This is a genomic window from Moorena bouillonii PNG (assembly GCF_001942495.1).
In the GTDB taxonomy this organism is placed as follows: Bacteria; Cyanobacteriota; Cyanobacteriia; order Cyanobacteriales; family Coleofasciculaceae; genus Moorena; species Moorena bouillonii.
On sequence record NZ_MKZS01000001.1, the window covers coordinates 2,629,962 to 2,632,619 of the forward strand.

2 protein-coding genes and 1 pseudogene are annotated in these 2,658 nt (G+C 42.9%); all 3 read right to left on the reverse strand.

Annotated elements, in window-relative coordinates:
• Window positions 1-1,142, reverse strand: a 1,142-nt coding sequence (locus BJP37_RS40925) for a group II intron reverse transcriptase (RefSeq protein WP_229415267.1), incomplete at its 3' end; no start/stop codon positions are given.
• A gap of 308 nt (window positions 1,143-1,450) precedes the next feature.
• Window positions 1,451-1,756: a hypothetical protein gene (locus BJP37_RS40930; RefSeq protein WP_198954003.1), complete on the reverse strand. Its 306-nt coding sequence runs from the start codon at window positions 1,754-1,756 to the stop codon at window positions 1,451-1,453.
• Between the two features lie 580 nt (window positions 1,757-2,336).
• Window positions 2,337-2,540 (reverse strand): annotated as a pseudogene (locus BJP37_RS10780) (reverse transcriptase/maturase family protein); the annotation flags it as partial.
• Window positions 2,541-2,658 lie beyond the last annotated feature (118 nt).

Consider the following 2,658-nt stretch of genomic DNA (forward strand, 5'->3'; position numbering starts at 1 on the left):
CGCAAGCATCTCAAAGCTAGTGATAGAATTGCTTTGCAATTCCTGGAGATGTCTATTAACGGGTTTTCATCTAACTCTAAGGCGTTGACTTTTGTCCCGTGTTTGGCATCGTGGCAATGAAGGTGTAGTAATTCCAGATTTTCATCTTTGTTAGTTCCACCATTAGCGCGTGGTAAGATGTGATGCATTTCCAATTTGTCTCCATCCCTAAAGGTAAGACCACAGTGGGAGCATTTCCCTTTTTGCCTTTTCAAAAGTTTTGCCTTCTGAATGGTATTTTCGGGATGTTTACCCATTCTGAGACTCCAGTAGATTAAATCGCCATCGTAGGGACTTCTGGTTTCTTTGACTTTTCTGTGCCGAACAATAGGTGTTTTGGCATGTTTGGGCAAGTAATTATCTTTCCCGGTCATGAACATCCAGTTGTCTTTCCCGATGGTTCCCCAATATTTCTTGATTACCCAGGATTTCGATTTCTTGGGATGCCTCCTATATCCCCATCTTCGGAGTTTTTTCCATAGCATATGCCCTAATGTATTGAAGGTTTCCTTACTACAGACTGAACTATAGTAATTACACCATCCTCTTATAATGGGTTTTAGTCGGCTGATTAGAGCCGTCTGCGGGGCAGCTCTGTATTGGTCGATAACTTTGGCGAGCTGCCTGTAATGCTCTAGAACTTTTTCCAATGATGGTTTGATGATGGTCTTAAAACCTTGTTTTGACTGGTTTTTACCAACCTGATATTGACGGATATTGAATCCGAGGAAGTCAAATCCTTCAAATGTATGGGTAATCCTGGTCTTACTTGATTTTAATTCCAAACCCATGTCATTCAACCATATATTGATGATTCTTTGACATTCTTTTACCACGTAATGGTCTTTATGCATTATGACAAAGTCATCTGCATATCGGACTAAATTTAATGCATTCCTATTCTTGGATTTACTTCCCTTCATAGTTTCTGCGAATTGTTTAATCCTTTTTTCCATGCCGTGAAGAGCTATATTTGCCAGAAGGGGAGATATGACTCCGCCTTGTGGAGTGCCCTCTTCTGTAGGTGAGAATGTCCCATTATCCATCACACCAGCTTTTAACCAAGACTTGATTAATCGTCTTAAGGATGGATAAGTATTCAATTTTGTCAGAAGTGCATTATCTCACATCTTGCACCAAGAAATGTTGATATCAATTCCCTGTGCAAGGAGCAGAGGTTGCAATCGGAGGATATCAGTTAATAGTATGCAGACAACAAGCTGAGGGAGGATAGAGTGGAGAGCTTTTTCAGCTACTTGCCCCCAATCGGGCAAGGTGGTTGAATCAGTAGAAAGATAAGCCCAGTGTGCCAATAGGTAGGCTATCATTGATAAAATTAGCCAACGGTACATCCCTAGTTTGGTTTGCTGAGCAAAGCGATGCAGTCGCTTAACGATGCTTAGCAGCTCTTTTACCAGCCCTCAATAGGCCACCTGCGCTTGCCCCACCAGTTGATAGTGCTGGCTTTCATAGGTAATGTAGAGAGGACAAAGCGCTTCTTCCATTTGCCGTCACGCTTGAGATAGAACCAAGAAATGGAAACAACTTTGGGTTTGCCCTCAAGCCGAACTTGTTGCCCTCGCTTGTAGAGACTAGATAGTTGGCGTCCATCAACCAGTTTACGGTCACGGCGGACTCCAACCACAGCGTGATATCTGAGCTTGCGGATGCCTCGCCAAAATTCTACACTACAGAAAGCGGTATCTGCTAATACCATCACCAGCAAAGCGATGAGTTAAGGTTTTAGGCAATAGTCGTACCAACCGCAAACCTAGTTGTGCTTGTGTTGTTGTGCCATAACCGCCGAAAGACTCGGAAATTCCAAGGCCACCGCCGATACCACCACCAGGTACAGCACGACCAGGTGCAATCGAAGTTTGCGATTGAAAACACTGATCACGGACTCATTTGCTTTGAACTTTCCTCGTAACTCTTAGCTAGTCAAGTCAATAATTACCTGCAAACATGGTCTTCGTCATGCAAGGTTTGTAGGATAGCAGTTCGGCTATAACTCCTTGTCGCACCTGTCGAATCATTTCACGGGTTGACCAATGGTATTCATTGAGAAATCGACAATTGGCGCTAGCAGAAATGACCTTGACAATATTCTGGCAGTGGATGTCCTATAGCTTGTAAAAACAATCCTAGTAACGGGCTGTTTGCTATCCCGTTGGTAGGCACTCGGCATCAATCCGAGTAGGGTATACACGCTCGCTTTGGGCGTGGGCAAGAATTGAAACCAAAGTTCAAGCTATCTATTGTTTCTATTGTTTGCACGCCCTTTTCTCTCATCTGTGCCTACTGCTTGGCAAGTGGTTCATTTGTACTAGTGCAAGAGGTGAGTTATGGTTGATTTTATCGAAACATTTGGCAATGTCGGCATCTAGTACCCATTTAGGTTTTTGGTTGATGCCTGTGAATATTGCTTCAATCGCATCGTGACAGGAGCGTCCTGGTCTGAATCCGTATGAATTGGGTTCAAAGCGTGCTTCCCATTCAGGTTAAACATGCCTGTTTAGTTAAGCACCTAAACAAAATTAATTACATATTATTTTCCAAAATTGTCAAGCACTTTTTTGAGATATTTAAGAAAGCTTTTCCAGTTTTCGTAAGCATCAA